Origin of the sequence: Aeromonas sp. 600282, from assembly GCF_049175755.1 — a bacterium.
Taxonomy (GTDB): domain Bacteria; phylum Pseudomonadota; class Gammaproteobacteria; order Enterobacterales; family Aeromonadaceae; genus Aeromonas; species Aeromonas veronii_A.
On the sequence record NZ_JAAKVR010000007.1, the window covers coordinates 55,003 to 70,134 of the forward strand.

Genomic DNA, 15,132 nt, shown 5'->3' on the forward strand with positions numbered 1-15,132 from the left:
CAGCAACAAACGTTTGTTATTTGAACTGAATGTGACGCAAAAATACGCACAGATGAGGATAGATAGCAGAAAAAGGGCCAGCAACATGCTGGCCCGAAGCGATATCAGTGACGAACAAACTCGTAGTGCTGATCGATAAAATCAGCGACTCGCTGGCTCAATACCTTGTGCACCGTCCTGGTCGGATGCACCTGATCCCAGAACATATGCTCATCGCAGTTGAGAGTCGCAGCTCGCCCTTTTGCCTGCCCGCTCACCACCGCCTGCGCCAGGATCGGGTTACCGGCAATAGCCACTCTTTCGGAGACACTTAAAGCCGGGGTCGCAGCCACCTCGGCGGCGCTGCCGGAGAATGGCTTCCAGGTATAGCCGCCACCGTAGCAGGCGTGTTCTGTGTCACTCAGCCCGAACTGCTGAGGATCGCGCATCATCTCATCAAACTGCTTGTCCACTTCGAACAGCTTCACGATGCCAAGGGGAGCCAGCTCGCGAGTGAGGTTCTGCAACTTCTGGTTGTGGTAGCTGGCCACATGGCGCACCTTCTCCACCACCTTCATGCTGCGGGCTGACGGGGTCTGCCCCAGATCAGGAATGTTGAACAGCAGGATCTGCTGCGCGCCGTTGAGCACCAACCGGTTGGATGCCAGCCGGATGGTATCGATCACCCGATCCGCATCCCGCTCGGTGTTCCAGCCATAGGCCAGATAGTCGTTGGCACCGACCCAGATCACCACCAGATCATCGGGGCGGAACTTGTCCTTTTTCAGGAACTGATCGATCTCGTAATCGAGATTGTTGATCACCTGATATTTGGGATCCCAGGACCAGAAACCGAGCCAGCCGTTCAGGGCACCCAGATGGTTATAGGCCACCGCCGTTGCACCGCCTTCCGCCTCGTTGGCCACGACCAGACCGGGGAAGCGCTCGTCACCCAACTGCTCCAGCCACACCGGGCCGTTGCTGAAACGCCCGTTGAAGTAAGGTGGGCTGGAGGGGAGATATCCCCGCATCTTCTTGTACATCTTGCCGGTGTCGGAGAGGCTGTCACCAAACATCACGACCCGGGAAAAAGGCTGGCGTCCCTCTGCCGCTTGCGCGGTCAATGCCATTAACCCCAATAAACAAACAAGCCATTTTTTCATATTGTTATGCTCTTCGATTAAGCAGGTTAGACCTGCGGACTTCCCCTCGAATGGCGGCAAGCACGGGAAGAGTCTGCTGCCACTGACTTCTGGTGAAGGCGACAGATTACAGTTCCAGATGAAATCACACATGTTCCGCCACCGATGAAATCGCTTGCGCTCACAAAACAGACAATCACACCAGCCTATTTCTTTCACGCTTGTTTCACATCCCCCCCGGCACAATGCCCCCATACCAACGACAGGAGTATGAAATGAACAAGGCAAGCGCAAGCGTAATCGGACTGTTGACCCTGATGTCTGTCTCCTCTTTTGCCATGGCGGCCTATACCGGCCCGCAGGAGCAGAACAAGGTTTCCGTTGCTCAACTGAAAGATCTGGCCGATGACAGCTGGGCCACCCTGGAAGGGAAACTGGTCAAGCACCTGGGCGGCGAGAACTATCTGTTCCGAGATGCCAGCGGTGAAGTGGAGGTCGAAGTGGATCAGGATGTGTGGCGTGGCACCGAAGTGGGCCCGGATGATCAGATCCGCATCCGTGGTGAAGTGGACCACAGCTGGAACAAGACCGAAGTGGAAGTGAAAACCCTGGAGAAAGTGGGCGCGGCCCCGCAGACCAAGGGCGGCTTTATCGCCAAATAAGGCCACTTCAACGACGAACTGGCCAGACGTTAAAAGGGCGCTTGATATCAAGCGCCCTTTTGCATGGTTAACCCAGCGTCACCGCTTAACCGGCCCGACTGGCAAAGGCTCTCTTGAACCCCTTCTCGGCCTGATTGACCTTGTAGAGGTAACGGCGCGCCTCCTCTTTGGGATGTTGCTCGGTCAACACCTGATAGACCGCCTCGGGGGAGAGCCGGTTGATCCGGCCCGGCGCCGCCTTGCGATCGCTGGAGAAGGTATTGAGCACCCCGCCAGCGCCACCGTTATAGGCGGAGATCACCGCATAGCGACGGGAGCGCGGATCCTGAATATCCGCCAGATAGACGGTCTGCAACAGGTGCAGATAGGCGGTACCGACATCGATGTTGTAGGCCGGGTTGAACAGCTCCTCCCGGGTCGGCTGGCCGTTCTTGCCCTTGACCCGCACATAGACGTCACGACCGGCAGTGGCCGGGATCACCTGCATCAGGCCATAAGCGTTGGCATGGCTCACCGCATAGGGGTTGAAGCTGCTCTCGGTCTTGATCACCGCATAGATCAGGCTCTCCGGCACGCCGTATTTGCGCGACGCTTCCCGGATGATCCCCGCATACTTGTAGCCCCGTCGATCTTCATGGTTGGCCACCATGGGAATATCGACGAAGAAGATGGTGCGAATCCCCAAAGTGCGCTTCTTCATCGCCGTGTTGAGCAGGTAATCGGCATAACGCTCGGCGCGCCAGGAGGCGCGGATTGGCTGGCGCTGGTTGTCCAGCACCTGACCGTAGAGGAAGGGCTCGCCGCCGGTCAGAATTTCCCGGTCGGAGTAAAGATCCACTTCGGCCGGATCGTCCGGCGTCAGCAGGGTCTCGATGATGGCGCGACGCAGGTGAGCGCGGGGATCGATGCCCGAGACCGTCTCCACCATGATGTGGCCGCTGGAGAAGTCGATGTGGGCCCGGCTCTTGTACTGATCCGTATATTTTACGTAGTCAAACTTGCCCGCAAACAGCGCCTCCCGCCCCCATATCTCGTTCACGTTATGGGAGAGCGCGCTGATCATGTGTTCAAAACCGCGGATGTCCTTGCCGTTGACCAGATCGTCATCCTCACTCCCGCTGGGCTTGGGGGAAGATGAGCAGGCAGAGAGAAACAGCAGGGTGCACAGCAGCCAAAAAATTCGGCCCATAGGATCCTCAAACCGGGCAGCAGAGCTGCCCATCATTCATTTGCTGCGACTTCAGGAGCGGTCACGCCAGTGTGGCGCCATTCCCGCACCTGTTCACACGTACAACAGCCGGAGAGCTTACTGGGCAGGCGGGGTGTAACCTTCGATCTGCACTTCACCTGCATCAAACAGGTAGCTGACCATCTCTTTTTCCAGCAGTTGGCGATGCTCAAGATTCATCATGTTGAGCTTTTTCTCGTTGATCAGCATCACCTGCTTCTTCTGCCACTCGGCCCAGGCTTCCTTGCTGATGTTGTCAAAAATCCGCTTGCCGAGCTCACCGGGATAGAGTTGGAAATCCAGACCCGGGCCCTCTTTTTTCAGGCGTTGGCAAAATACAGTACGGCTCATGTTGACCTCTATGGTTGTAACTCTGGATAGGCGAGCAGACGGGCCGTGGCGGCCGCCAGCCCCACCTCGGCAGGATGGCGTAAGTTATACCAGAGTCGGTTATCTGCTTCCATGAGCCGCAGCGGCTGCGCCTCATCAATGTCAATCAGCAACGGCTGAATATCGAGATGGAAGTGGCTGAAGGTATGGCGAAAACCGGCCAGTTCACGATAACTGTGATGGCTCAGGCCGAGGGACGCCAGCAGACCCTCCACCTCCGCCAGCGAAGCCGCCTGCGGGAAGCAGTAGAGCCCGCCCCAGATCCCCTGTGGCGGCCGCTTCTCCAGCAGCAACTCATCGCCGTGACGGATCAGCAGCATGATGCCATCGCGGGCCGGAATGCTCTTCTTGGGCTTGCTGTTGGGATAAGCGGTAGGCTTGCCTTGCGACAGCCCCTGGCAATCGGCCCGCACCGGACAGCGATCACAGGCTGGCTTGCTGCGGGTGCAGATAGTGGCCCCGATATCCATCATTGCCTGATTGTATTGCGCCACCCCCAGTTTGGGGGTGAGCCGGATGGCGATCTCCCACAGCTCGTTCTCCACCTGTTTTTGGCCGGGCCAGCCCTGCAGCGCCAGCCAGCGGGTGAGTACCCGCTTCACATTGCCATCAAGGATGGCGTGGGGCTGACCGAGAGAGAGCGACAACACGGCCCCGGCGGTAGAACGACCAATCCCTGGCAGCGCCATCACCTCGTCAAAGCGCTCGGGAAAGAGGCCGTGGTGATGATCGCGGATCTGCTGGGCCGCCTTGTGCAGATTGCGGGCCCGGGCGTAGTAGCCCAATCCGGTCCAGTGATGCAGCACCTCGTCCACGGGGGCATCAGCCAGCGCCACCACATCGGGGAAGCGCGCCATAAAACGCTGGTAATAGGGGATCACGGTAGCGACCTGAGTCTGCTGCAGCATGATCTCCGAGACCCAGACCCGGTAAGGGGTCTTCTCCTGCTGCCAGGGCAGGCTCTTGCGGCCATGAAGCTCGTACCACTCCAGAACCCGGCTTGCGAAGGTTGATTGATTCACGTTGTTCTCATGTCGTTGATATATAGGGAACTCTGCGGTTCCTTCGGCTCATCTGGCCTGCGCGGGCATAAAGTCATCCCGCAGCACAGCGCCAGCTGTCTGGTGCGGCAGCGTAAGGCCTCGTCACGCCCAAGTCAAAGCCGCGCTGACTGGCGCTGCGGGCAGGTGGTGCTCAGGCAGCAAAGCGGTAACAAAGGCGATATACTCGGCCCCACGATTGATGACGGGAGAGACGGTTTGCAGACTTATCTGGTTGGGGGCGCAGTGCGGGATCGCCTGCTGGGATTGCCGCAGGGCGACAGAGATCATCTGGTGGTCGGCGCCACCGTGGAGCAGATGCTGGCGCTGGGTTTTACCCAGGTCGGTCGCGACTTCCCGGTCTTCCTCCACCCCAAAACCCAGCAGGAGTATGCCCTCGCCCGCACCGAACGCAAACAGGGTCAGGGCTACACCGGTTTTGTCTGCCACGCAGCCCCCGATGTGACCCTCGAGCAAGATCTGCTGCGCCGGGACCTCACCATCAACGCCATCGCCGAGGATGATCAGGGAGAGCTCCACGATCCCTACGGTGGCATTGACGATTTGGAAAAACGGCTGCTGCGCCACGTATCCCCCGCCTTTGCCGAAGATCCGCTGCGCATCTTGCGGGTCGCCCGCTTCGCCGCCCGCTTCCACGCTCAGGGCTTTACCATAGCGCCGGAAACTCTCTCCCTGATGAGCGAGATGACGGCCGCTGGCGAGCTGGCCCACCTCACGCCGGAGCGGGTCTGGAAGGAGCTGGAAAAAGTGCTGCTGGGGCCAACCCCGCAGATCTTTATCGAGGTGCTGCGCCAGTGCGGCGCCCTCAAGGCGCTGTTCCCAGAGATTGATGCGCTGTTTGGCGTCCCCGCCCCGGCCAAGTGGCACCCGGAGATCGACACCGGCATCCACACCCTGATGGTGCTGGAGCAGGCGTGCCGGATCTCCCCCGAGCTGACCGTCCGCTTTGCTGCCCTCTGCCACGACCTTGGCAAGGGAGTAACTCCCAAGGAGTTCTGGCCCAGCCATCACGGTCACGGCCAGAAGGGGCTGCCGCTTATTCGCGCCCTGTGCGAGCGGTTCCGGGTTCCCAACGAGTGCCGGGATCTGGCGCTGCTGGTGAGCGATCTGCACACCCACATCCACATCGCCTTTGAGCTCAAGCCCGCCACCCTGCTCAAGGTGTTCGACAAGGCAGATGCCTGGCGCCGGCCCGAGCGCTTTGCCCAGTTGCTGGACGCCTGCCGCGCCGACTTCCATGGCCGCACCGGTTTCGAGGAGCGGGTCTACGCCGAGCCGGACTATGTGGCCGAAGCGCTGGCTGCAGCCCAGGCGGTGCCGGTGAAAGAGATAGTGGCGGCCGGTTTCAAAGGAGAAGAGATCAAGGAGCAGCTGGCCAAAAAGCGGACCGATGCCATCAGCCGCATCAAGGATGAGTGGACCTTTATCGAAGAGTAACCTCGGCCCCATAACAGACGGCCGCCCTGATGATGAACTCCGCAAGGAGAGCATCGCCAGGGCGGCCGTTTTGCATCCAGATTGATATGTGAGGGGTCGCTAACCCCTGCTGATGCCGTTATGCCGGACCAATTCGCTCCATCAGGCTCATATGGGATGAGCCATCGTGGCGCTTGAGGTTCTGACGATACTCGAACTGGCGCTGGCTCTCCTGCTTGAGCCCCAGCATCAGCGAATAGCACATCGCCAGCATGATCACCGAGAAGGGCAGCGCCGCTATGATGCTGGCCGCCTGCAAGGCTGCCAGGCCGCCGGAAAGCAGCAGGATAGCGGCAACCAGCCCCTGCCCCAGACCCCATACGGCGCGGTGCAGAACCGGCGGCTCCTGATCACCGATGGAGAGCAGAGTCGTGATGACCAGCGTACCCGAGTCACTGGAGGTGATGAAGTAGGTGCAGATGAGCAGGGTCAGCACAGCTTTGGCAATCCAGCCGAAGGTATCCCAGTGCAGCAGCTCGACCGTCTTGTAGAGCGCCAGCGTCACATCCTGATTGACCGCAGCAACCACGCCGCCACCGCCAAACAGCTCCAGATTCATCGCCGTGCCGCCAAACACGGTGAGCCAGAACATGCCGAGCAGCGAGGGCACCAGCAGCACACCGAGCACAAACTCGCGGATGGTACGCCCCTTGGAAATGCGGGCGATAAACATGCCGACAAACGGCGCCCAAGCAATCCACCAACCCCAGTAAAACGCTGTCCAGCTCGACTGCCAAGCCGAGGTGCCGTTGGCCTCGGTGTTGGTCCAGAAGCTCAGTTTGACGATGTTCTGCAGGTAATCACCGATGTTCTGTACATAGGCGTTGAGGATATAGGTGGTCGGCCCCAGCACCAGAAAGAGTGCGAGTACGAAGACACTCAGCCAGATATTGAGCTCGGAGAGGATCTTCACCCCGCGCCCGACCCCGGAGACCGCAGACAGAGTGGCGATCAGACTGATACCGCCAATCAACCAGAGCTGGTTGGACTGCGACACCGCCATACCAAACATCTGGTTGAGGCCGGTATTCATCTGGGAGACCCCCAGACCAAGGGAGGTTGCCACCCCGAACACGGTGCCGAACACCGCCAGCACATCGGCCGCATGGCCCCAGAAGCCGTAGATGCGCTCACCGAGAATGGGGTAAAGCACGGAGCGAATAGCCAGCGGCAACTTGCGACGATAACTGAAAAAGGCCAGCGATAGGCCAACGATCACATAGATGGCCCAGGGGTGCAGGCCCCAATGGAAAAAGGTGAGGCGCATGGCGATCTGGGCCGCTTCTGGGGTCATCCCTTCGGTAATGAACGGATTGCCCTGCAGATGGTTCATCGGCTCGGCGATGCTCCAGAACACCAGACCGATCCCCATGCCCGCGCTAAAGAGCATGGAGAACCAGGCGAAGTAGCCGAACTCCGGTACCTGGTCGTCGTCACCCAGCCGGATGCTGCCAAAACGGCTGAACATCAAGTAGACAGCGAAGAACAGGAACAGGGCGACCACCAGAATGTAGTACCACTTGAACCCGGCAATAATCTGATCCTTGGCACCGACAAACCAGGCGGCCGCGGTATCGGGAACAAATACGCCAAACAGCAAAAACAGGGTGATCACGGTGAGGGCCGTCATGGCCATGGTCGGGTTGAGGCCTTTCAATAGCCCTTTGCTTGCTCGCATCCAGCCTCCTTAGTCGTTGTTGAAAAAGTCTTCGCCCACATGATCACCGGCACCGCCGATGGCGCGATAGACCAGTTTGCCAGCCGCCTGTTCGCGGTGATCTACCAGCGAAACCGAGGGCTGGCCGTTCACGGCGTGACGCTTGCCGAGGAAGATGGCCATGGGGACACCCAGATTGGAGACACCGCTGGTGATCCAAAGGCGGTTGAAGTCGTAAGAGCCACCGATGAACTCCAGCTGGGCCAGGCCGGTATCGAGGCCGGTCAGATAGAAGTTCATGGCACTTTCGTCAGGAAAGAGGTGCACCAGCACATAGGCGTAGCGCAATTCATTCACCAACTCCTTTAGGTTGAAAGTACCTGTCTCACTGCAAGAGAGGGGTAACTCACCATCATAGTGGTGTACTTTGAGGTTGTTTGGGTCTTCATCATAGGCAGGCTGATAGCGCACAAAAGCCGAGGTATCCGGCAGTTCATAGCGCACTCTGACCACACGTAACTCGGCCACCAGAGACTTGATATCCAGCTCGTCATTCATCATTTAGCTCCTCAAATGTCAGGGTGAATTCCGTGAAATGTCCGTCAACCTAACACAAAATTGATTAGAGCAGAAATTATTACAACAAAAACAATATTGACCTTGTGACGAATTAGGCGGAAAATTTTGCCCCTCTCCATAGCCCTCCAATGACGCACACCCCATGGAAAAACATGATGAAGTGCTGGTCGCCCTGCGCCAGATTATTCGTGCCATCGACATGCACTCCAGGCGCTTGATCAAAGAAGCCGGGCTAACCTCCCCGCAACTCTTGCTGCTCAAAGGGATCGATGAGCTGGGGCAGATCTCCATGCGCCAGCTGGCCGATCACACCAACATGAGCCAGGCCACCGCCACCACCATCATGGACCGATTGGAGAGCCGCCAACTGGTGCAGCGCGTTCGCAGCAATACCGACAAGCGCAAGGTTCATGCGACACTGACTGATGCAGGCCGTGCCCTGCTGGCTCAGGCCCCGACCCCGCTGCAAGAGCGCTTTATCCAACGCTTTCAATCCCTTGAAACCTGGGAGCAGACCCTGCTGCTCTCTTCCCTGCAACGCATCTCCTCCATGATGAATGCAGACGAAATCGACGCGGCCCCGGTGCTGAGCGTCAGACCCCTCACCGAAGAGCAGGCATAAGCTGCTGAACAATTTCAGGCATAAAAAAAGCTCCCGAAAGGGAGCTTTGTTCTATCAGGGGTCGTAGAGGATTACTCTTCCAGGCTGATCCCGATATTGGAGACGCCATCCTGAGAGGCGAATGTTCTGATGGCCAGGATACGATCGCTGTCGCGCTCATGGGCAACCCGCTTGAGCAGTTCAACCTGGAACTCCAGCTCGGCTTCCATGTACTCGTGCTCGTAGAGCTCATCTTCGGTCAGATCCCGTTCTTCCAGCAGCTCGATAAAACCGGCCACGGTACCGACTGACGCATGGCTGGCATCGTTGGCCTCTTCGCCGACCCGGCAGATCACCGAGTTGTAGGCGCAGCCCAGCGCAACACAGGCATCCAGCGCGGGATAGGCACCGTAGGATTCAAACTTGCGGGGATCCGGAATGTGAGACTCGAACTCTTCGAGAATGGCCCCCAGATTGACCCGGGATCCCTTGACGGTGAGGTAGACCCACATCTGATCCAGCGCATGCCGGAAAGCGCCAGCATTGCCAAAGCCGGAGGCCTGACAGAACAGGGCATAGTTGGGATACATGCGCTCTGCCAGCGCCAGGGTGTAGACGGTCTGTTGCCAAGGCTGTAGCTCGGCCAGTCGCTTATAAAACTTGTCACCAAACACTGGAGTCGGATCCTTTGCAAAATGTGGGGCAGATTGTAGCCCACGAGGCGCGCGGCGAAAACGAAAAAGCGCCCTGGTCGGCTATGTTGCGATATGAAGTCAGGTAAGATGGGTCGAGAGCGGCATCTTGTTGCGCCGCAAATTCTGATAAGGAACAAGAGTATGAGCCAACGTACCCTTCTTTTGCTCAGCCAGGATAATGCTCACTACGAACGTCTGCTCAAGGCGGCCAACCTCCCTCATCTGCGCATTCTGCGGGCCGACAACCCGAGCGATGCCGAACAACTTATCGGCGAGGCCCATATTCTGCTGGCAGAGCCAGCCCGCGCCAAGCCACTGCTGCCCAAAGCCAACAAGCTGAGCTGGTTCCAGTCCACCTATGCCGGGGTCGACGTGCTGCTCGATCCGGACAGTCGTCGCAACTATCAGCTCACCAACGTGCGCGGCATCTTCGGCCCGCTGATGAGCGAGTATGTCTTTGGTCATCTGCTCAGTCTGACACGCCAACTTCCTCTCTATCGGGAACAACAAAGACAACGACTCTGGCAGAGTCACCCCTATCAGGGGCTCAAAGGGAAAACCATGCTGATCCTGGGTACCGGCAGCATTGGCCAGCATATCGCCCACACCGGCAAACATTTTGGTATGAAGGTGCTGGGCATCAGCCGCAGTGGTCGGGAGCGTGCCGGGTTTGACCAGGTTTATCAGCTGCCTGCGCTCAACAAGATGCTGGCGCAGGCCGATGTGATCGTCAGCGTGCTGCCTGCCACCCGCGATACCCGTCATCTCTTCAATGCCGCCCGCTTCGAACACTGCAAACCGGGCGCCATCCTGTTCAACGTCGGTCGTGGCAGCGCTGTACACTCGGGCGATTTGCTCACCGCACTGCGTACCGGCAAGCTGGCAATGGCGGTGCTGGATGTATTCGAGCAGGAGCCGCTGCCCGCCGACAGCCCACTGTGGGGACAACCCAACCTCATCGTCACCCCCCACAACAGCGCCTACAGCTTTCCAGAGGATGTGGCCCAGATATTTGTACGCAACTACATTCGCTTTATCGATGGCCAGCCACTGGATGGCAAGATTGACTTCGACAAGGGTTACTGACCAACACTGCGCATGCAAAAAAGCCCCGCCAGTCTGGCGGGGCTTTTTCATTTCAGCTAGTGGCTACAGCGATTAACCGGCGGCCAGCTCCTTGCGGTAGCTCTTCACCTTGGCCAGGAACTGGCGACGCTCCTTGCCACTGAGCGGTTCAGCCATCGGCAGCTTGGCGGTCATGGCATTAACCGGACGGTTGTTGATCCGCAGCTCGTAATGCAAGTGAGCACCAGTCGAGCGACCGGTATTGCCGGAGAGGCCGATCTTGTCGCCCATCTTCACCCGCTGACCGGTTTTGACCAGCAACTTGCTCAGGTGCAGATAACGGGTAGAGAGGGTTCGACCGTGCTTGATGACGATATAGGTACCCGCCAGCGGGTGGCTGGTCGCCTTCTGGACCACACCGTCACCCGTGGCCAGTACCGGGGTACCCACCGGAACGGCAAAGTCGGTCCCCTCGTGGGGACGGATAGCACCAGTCACAGGATGCTTGCGCGCGGGGTTGAAGTTTGAGCTGATCCGGTAACGACTGTGGGTCGGATAACGGCGGAAACCACGCTCCAGGCTGTTGCCCTGACCATCGTAATAGTTGCCATCATCGGAGAGCCAGGCCGACACCGTCTTGCCCTGACTGATCATTTCCACACCCAGCAGCTGGCTGTTACCGGTGCTCTTGCCCTCGACTGTCTCCTGGCGTACCAACACCTTGAATTTATCGCCCTTTTTCAGATCCTGGGCAAAGTTCATCCGCCACTGGAACAGGTTGGCAATCTTCTGGATATGATTGGCCGGAATCCCCGCATTGCGGGCACTGACATAGAAGCTGCCGTTGATCACGCCGTTGTAACGCTGAGGTTGCCACTCGACCTTCTCATTGATCATGGAGGCGGTATAGGCATCATCGCTGCGTGCCATCACCAGAGTCTGCTTGATGTTCAGGCGGATTTTGAGTTGCTGCAGGATGTTGTCCTGATCGATCAGCAGCTCGATATTCTGGCCCGGCTTGAGGCGCGCCAGATAGTTCTTGTTGTCCGCGTCCAGCACCTTGTAGAGGGTGGTGGTGGAGAGACCGAGATTGTTAAAAATGGCGGTCAGGTTTTCGCCGTTGCGGACCCGGTAATCCTGCCACTGGGGGGTGGTGTCGACCGGGATGTCGTCATCCGGCGCACTCTGATCAACCAGTTCGTGATCGGGGATTTCGTTAAAGTCGGTGTTGTTTTCGTTGGTTGCCGTACCGGCGGTATCAATGGGCAACTCAAGACGCAGCGGCCGCTCGAGGATGTCACCCGGAGCTGGCAATAATGCCACTGCTGACAGGGTCATGGCCGTCAGCATCAGCATGGCGTAAAAGTGTTTGCGGGGAACCGGTGGTTCCCAATTGGCAGCCTGTACTACCAAGGGACGGAGACGTTTCATCCGCTATCCTGTATTTAGATCTAAAGAGTGTGAGTTGCGATGTCAGTTGTGACAAAACCGTATAAAACTGTTTGTTGGACACAAATAGTTACAAATAGTTCATCACAATCTGCATGAACCTCACATTTTATGCATAACACGCCCTGATGGGCAGAAATGATCGCCTTTTTTAACTATTTTTTCCTATTTTTAAGAGCCGGGTCGGACTCGATTCGGCATTAAAAATTCAAATGTTGCGATAATTTTTCCATGGAGTGGATATGTCGTTAGCAAAACTGTTAATCAGAATAATTGTCGTCCTGTTCCTGATCGGTGCAGCGCTGCTGTTTGCACTGGAAGTCACGACAGTCCGCCAGTCAATCCTTGATCAGATGTCGGCCAATCTGGAGACCGCCATCACAGCCCTTGGACTGGTACTGCAAGGCACCCTGCTCAATGATGATCAGGTGCTGGCCGAAACCATCGTCAATGCCATGTTCGATGGCGGTTTCGTCAGCTCGGTCATGCTGGTGGATCCGGATGGTCAGGTGCTGTTTCAGAAGGTATTCCACTCTACCCAGCAGAATGTTCCCGGCTGGCTTCCCTCGGTTATCGGCATGCCCCCTGTCAAGATTGAGCAAGAGTTGACCGATGGCTGGCGCATGCTGGGCACTCTGACCCTTGAGGGACATAGCGGCTACGCCTATCAGCATCTGTGGAATGCCATCAGTCGCACCGGTCTGGCTCTGCTGGCGGGCCTCGTCGTATTTACCCTGATCATCTCTCTGGTGTGCAAACGCCTGCTGCATCCCCTGGAGCAGATCAACCTGCAGCTGATCCGTATCCGCAAACACCAGTTCAACAGCACCCTGCCCACCCCCTGGTTGCAAGACCTCAAAGAAGTGGCACTTTCCATCAACCAATTGGTTTCCGAACGCAAACGGGATCTGCTGCAACAACGACTCAAAATCACCCAGCTGGGAAAACAGCTGCCACTGACGCCCCCACAGCCGCTGCAAGGAGTGAGTCCACTGCCGGAAGGCGGGCAACTGCAAAAATTTGTCTCCACACAAGGGGAAATCGCCCTCTATCAGCGTTTCTTGCCCAGTCAGCCCCTCGGAGCCGACAGCGATCTCGCGACCATCCATAGCACCCTGGAGTTATGGCAGCGCTCCCATATAGAGGGGATCTTGCTACCCCTCTCCCTGCTCAATCATCCGCAATGGTCAGAAATCGCCCCTCTGCTAAGCCAGGGCCGCGGCAAAACACTGGATTGGCGCTGGGATGTGGCCACATTCCCTGCCCATGGCCAAGTCACATTGGCTGCGTTGCAGGAAAAGGGGTGTGAGCTCGCCTTCAGCGCCATTCCCCTCAATGCGGATACCTTCAATCAACTTGACCCGCTCAATCCCATCTTTATCAGCTGTCAGCTGACCGATGAACCGCTCTACTGGAATCTGCTCTCCCAGACCATGCATGCCGCCGGTTATACCCTGCTGGCAGAATCGGGAGAGTGTCGCGACATCGACAAACTGCGGACCTGGGGTATCGATGGTTATGCCAAGGAGACGCAATCATGAAGAAGCTCGCCATGCTGTTGCCCCTGCTGTGGCAACCCTGCCTGATGGCTGAAACCGTCACTATAACCACCGGGGGTGAGCAGGGGATTTATCACCAGATAACCAAAGAATTTTGCCGTCTGGCTCATGAGGTCGACGAGCAACTTGCGTGCAAGCTGCAGAGCTCATCGGGTTCAATAGAAAACCTGAAGCGACTGAAGAGTGGCGAGTCCTCCTACGCCATGGTGCAGTCAGACTGGCTGTATCAGGCAAGCAAGGGCTTGGGCCCTTTTGCCACGCAGCCGCAACCTGAGCTGCGCGCACTATTTGCCACCCATGCAGAGCCCTTCACCATAGTGATACGTGCCGATGGAGATATCACGTCACTGGAACAGCTCAAGCTCGCCCCCATCGATATGGGGTTGAAGAACTCGGGTACCCGCCAGACGGCGCTGGCCCTGTTCAACATCTTGGGAGCGAAAGAACAGGATCTCGATCTGAAGAGCATGGCCAACCTGCCGGATGCGCTCTGTAGCAAGCAGATCGATGCATTTGCACTGGTGATGGGACACCCTAACCGGATTGTGCTCGACACCGCCAAACGTTGCGCGGTCACTTTCCTCCCCATCGATGGGGCCACCCGGGATCAGCTACTCAAGGGTGTCAAATATTACCAACGCAGTCAGGTGCCTGCCCGCATCTACCCCGGCAATCTGAAGGCGACGCCCACCTTTGCTATTGCCGCCACCCTGGTTACCAATGCCACCATGCCGGAAGAGTCTGTCTATCGCCTGACCAAGGCCATGCTGACCCAGCAAACCAAATTCAATGAGCAAACTTATGGCTACGCCAATATGTTTCACCGGGCACGCAATAAAACCGGCCCTGTGCTGAGCATTGAACAGCATCCGGGCGCGGCGAAATATTTCGATGAGTTGAAGGCGGCGGGCAAGCTATAGCTGACGACGAGGAGAGCGCAGTTGCTCGCTGGAGAAACGGGTCTTCATCGATGTCCACTGCGCCAGCCGATCGGCACTCCCCGCCAGCGTCCCTTCCCGCCGTGACTTCATGATCCAGATGCTTTTGGCATCGAAACTGTAAACGGGAATGAGATCGGTACGCTTGCTACCCGGCAGGATCCGGCTGTTGATGTTGTCGAGCACCAGTGGATCAGCCTTGGGTGTCGGGAAGTAGAGCGTCACCATGTGGAACTGGTTGTAACGCACCGCCTTGACGTAGGCCAACCGCAGCTTCTTCTCATCCACCCCCAGCTCCATCAGGGTGTAGTACTTGGAGATGCTGTAATCCTCGCAATCCCCACCCCGGGCACCGATGAACTCCAGCGGATTGGCCCAGTAATCCTCATCTCCCCACAGCTTGGGGTCTTCACTGTAGGTGAGATTGTTGAAGTAGTTGTTCACCAGCTCGATCTTCTGCTGGTCGGTTGTACCCGCTCTGGGGGTGAGCAAGCGAGAAAATGCCTCGGCCCGCTGGATGGCCCGGCCACCATACACTTCCTGCAGCTTGGCCCGCAGGTCCGGACTGGCAATATATTCGGAAAGACGCGAAGCCTGCACGCTGGCGCAACATAGCGCCAGTGTGCAGGCCGGGATCAACAACCATTTCAT

Annotated in this window: 15 protein-coding genes; 6 read left to right on the forward strand and 9 right to left on the reverse strand. The window is 57.7% G+C overall.

The genetic code is table 11. The features are described from left to right. Positions 1–104 precede the first annotated feature (104 nt). A complete protein-coding gene (locus G5137_RS08755; RefSeq protein WP_042081581.1) occupies positions 105–1,142 on the reverse strand; it encodes an SGNH/GDSL hydrolase family protein in 1,038 nt (345 codons plus the stop codon). 254 nt (positions 1,143–1,396) lie between these two features. Here G5137_RS08755 and G5137_RS08760 point away from each other — a divergent pair, with 254 nt between their 5' ends. Next, positions 1,397–1,783: a YgiW/YdeI family stress tolerance OB fold protein gene (locus G5137_RS08760; RefSeq protein WP_005335826.1), complete on the forward strand. Its 387-nt coding sequence runs from the start codon at positions 1,397–1,399 to the stop codon at positions 1,781–1,783. 85 nt (positions 1,784–1,868) lie between these two features. Here the strand turns inward: G5137_RS08760 and mltC are convergent, their stop codons facing one another. From mltC to mutY, 3 genes are all read right to left on the reverse strand, one after another. Further along, positions 1,869–2,972, reverse strand: a complete 1,104-nt coding sequence (gene mltC / locus G5137_RS08765; RefSeq protein ID WP_005354839.1) for a membrane-bound lytic murein transglycosylase MltC — start codon at positions 2,970–2,972, stop codon at positions 1,869–1,871. A 117-nt stretch (positions 2,973–3,089) separates the two neighbouring features. Then, positions 3,090–3,362: an oxidative damage protection protein gene (locus tag G5137_RS08770; protein WP_005335828.1), complete on the reverse strand. Its 273-nt coding sequence runs from the start codon at positions 3,360–3,362 to the stop codon at positions 3,090–3,092. A gap of 8 nt (positions 3,363–3,370) precedes the next feature. Continuing rightward, positions 3,371–4,423: an A/G-specific adenine glycosylase gene (gene mutY, locus G5137_RS08775; RefSeq protein WP_421255240.1), complete on the reverse strand. Its 1,053-nt coding sequence runs from the start codon at positions 4,421–4,423 to the stop codon at positions 3,371–3,373. A gap of 237 nt (positions 4,424–4,660) precedes the next feature. Between mutY and G5137_RS08780 the strand changes: the two genes are divergently transcribed. Continuing rightward, positions 4,661–5,899, forward strand: coding sequence for a multifunctional CCA addition/repair protein (locus G5137_RS08780; RefSeq protein ID WP_323892901.1), 1,239 nt, complete (start codon positions 4,661–4,663; stop codon positions 5,897–5,899). Positions 5,900–6,017: 118 nt separating this feature from the next. Here the strand turns inward: G5137_RS08780 and G5137_RS08785 are convergent, their stop codons facing one another. Continuing rightward, positions 6,018–7,616 carry a BCCT family transporter gene (locus tag G5137_RS08785; protein WP_421255241.1) on the reverse strand — a complete coding sequence of 533 codons (1,599 nt, stop codon included), beginning with the start codon at positions 7,614–7,616 and terminating at the stop codon, positions 6,018–6,020. Positions 7,617–7,625: 9 nt separating this feature from the next. Beyond that, positions 7,626–8,153, reverse strand: a complete 528-nt coding sequence (locus tag G5137_RS08790) for a hypothetical protein (protein WP_069526903.1) — start codon at positions 8,151–8,153, stop codon at positions 7,626–7,628. A gap of 163 nt (positions 8,154–8,316) precedes the next feature. On the opposite strand from G5137_RS08790, the gene G5137_RS08795 reads away from it, so the two are divergent. Then, a complete protein-coding gene (locus G5137_RS08795; protein ID WP_042081587.1) occupies positions 8,317–8,796 on the forward strand; it encodes a MarR family winged helix-turn-helix transcriptional regulator in 480 nt (159 codons plus the stop codon). A 71-nt stretch (positions 8,797–8,867) separates the two neighbouring features. Here G5137_RS08795 and G5137_RS08800 read toward each other — a convergent pair whose 3' ends face one another. Further along, positions 8,868–9,449: a YjaG family protein gene (locus G5137_RS08800; RefSeq protein WP_103251888.1), complete on the reverse strand. Its 582-nt coding sequence runs from the start codon at positions 9,447–9,449 to the stop codon at positions 8,868–8,870. Positions 9,450–9,611: 162 nt separating this feature from the next. Between G5137_RS08800 and G5137_RS08805 the strand changes: the two genes are divergently transcribed. Continuing rightward, entirely contained in the window at positions 9,612–10,556 is a 945-nt protein-coding gene (locus G5137_RS08805) for a D-2-hydroxyacid dehydrogenase (RefSeq protein WP_266135387.1), read from the forward strand. A gap of 72 nt (positions 10,557–10,628) precedes the next feature. Here G5137_RS08805 and mepM read toward each other — a convergent pair whose 3' ends face one another. Beyond that, positions 10,629–11,966 carry a murein DD-endopeptidase MepM gene (mepM, locus tag G5137_RS08810; protein ID WP_421206173.1) on the reverse strand — a complete coding sequence of 446 codons (1,338 nt, stop codon included), beginning with the start codon at positions 11,964–11,966 and terminating at the stop codon, positions 10,629–10,631. Between the two features lie 260 nt (positions 11,967–12,226). Here mepM and G5137_RS08815 point away from each other — a divergent pair, with 260 nt between their 5' ends. After that, complete coding sequence (locus G5137_RS08815) at positions 12,227–13,525, forward strand: LapD/MoxY N-terminal periplasmic domain-containing protein (RefSeq protein ID WP_421236111.1); 1,299 nt, start codon at positions 12,227–12,229, stop codon at positions 13,523–13,525. Continuing rightward, on the forward strand, positions 13,522–14,463 hold the full coding sequence (locus G5137_RS08820; protein WP_421206171.1) for a TAXI family TRAP transporter solute-binding subunit: 942 nt from the start codon (positions 13,522–13,524) through the stop codon (positions 14,461–14,463). The genes G5137_RS08815 and G5137_RS08820 overlap by 4 nt, the downstream gene beginning before the upstream one ends. Here the strand turns inward: G5137_RS08820 and G5137_RS08825 are convergent. Then, on the reverse strand, positions 14,458–15,132 hold the full coding sequence (locus G5137_RS08825) for a transglutaminase-like cysteine peptidase (protein ID WP_042052461.1): 675 nt from the start codon (positions 15,130–15,132) through the stop codon (positions 14,458–14,460). The genes G5137_RS08820 and G5137_RS08825 overlap by 6 nt on opposite strands.

Bases quoted from the DNA above. Each gene is read 5' to 3' on its own strand.
- G5137_RS08825 (WP_042052461.1), bottom strand. From the start codon at position 15,132: ATGAAATGGTTGTTGATCCCGGCCTGCACACTGGCGCTATGTTGCGCC.
- mepM (WP_421206173.1), bottom strand. From the start codon at position 11,966: ATGAAACGTCTCCGTCCCTTGGTAGTACAGGCTGCCAATTGGGAACCA.
- G5137_RS08820 (WP_421206171.1), top strand. From the start codon at position 13,522: ATGAAGAAGCTCGCCATGCTGTTGCCCCTGCTGTGGCAACCCTGCCTG.
- G5137_RS08755 (WP_042081581.1), bottom strand. From the start codon at position 1,142: ATGAAAAAATGGCTTGTTTGTTTATTGGGGTTAATGGCATTGACCGCG.
- mltC (WP_005354839.1), bottom strand. From the start codon at position 2,972: ATGGGCCGAATTTTTTGGCTGCTGTGCACCCTGCTGTTTCTCTCTGCC.
- G5137_RS08790 (WP_069526903.1), bottom strand. From the start codon at position 8,153: ATGAATGACGAGCTGGATATCAAGTCTCTGGTGGCCGAGTTACGTGTG.
- G5137_RS08815 (WP_421236111.1), top strand. From the start codon at position 12,227: ATGTCGTTAGCAAAACTGTTAATCAGAATAATTGTCGTCCTGTTCCTG.
- G5137_RS08770 (WP_005335828.1), bottom strand. From the start codon at position 3,362: ATGAGCCGTACTGTATTTTGCCAACGCCTGAAAAAAGAGGGCCCGGGT.
- G5137_RS08785 (WP_421255241.1), bottom strand. From the start codon at position 7,616: ATGCGAGCAAGCAAAGGGCTATTGAAAGGCCTCAACCCGACCATGGCC.
- G5137_RS08795 (WP_042081587.1), top strand. From the start codon at position 8,317: ATGGAAAAACATGATGAAGTGCTGGTCGCCCTGCGCCAGATTATTCGT.
- G5137_RS08805 (WP_266135387.1), top strand. From the start codon at position 9,612: ATGAGCCAACGTACCCTTCTTTTGCTCAGCCAGGATAATGCTCACTAC.
- G5137_RS08760 (WP_005335826.1), top strand. From the start codon at position 1,397: ATGAACAAGGCAAGCGCAAGCGTAATCGGACTGTTGACCCTGATGTCT.